We start from the raw sequence: 327 nt of genomic DNA on the forward strand, positions 1-327 counted from the left end.
GTTTCAAGTTTAAGGTTTCAAGTTCCACACAGAACTTGAAACTTGAAACTTGAAACAAAAAAAACTAAAATTAGACATGGCAAAACTACCAGTACAAATAGAAAAAATAATTGAAGATTTTGGACCGCATTTAAACTATGCTCCAGTTGATGGCTCTGATGGAAGAGACGAACCTGATGATATTGTAAAAACACACTGCTGTTTCTGCGGTATGCAATGCGGCATACAATTATCTGTAAAAGACAATAAAGTGGTGGGTTTTGAACCTTGGATGGAATTTCCTTTCAATGAAGGCCGTCTGTGTCCAAAAGGAGTGCAGCGCTATCT

1 pseudogene is annotated in these 327 nt (G+C 37.3%); it reads left to right on the plus strand.

What is annotated here, in order from left to right:
- Positions 1-76: 76 nt before the first annotated feature.
- Positions 77-327 (plus strand): annotated as a pseudogene (locus ACWA1B_RS22435) (nitrite reductase); the annotation flags it as partial.

It is taken from the genome of Flavobacterium xizangense (genome assembly GCF_054075145.1).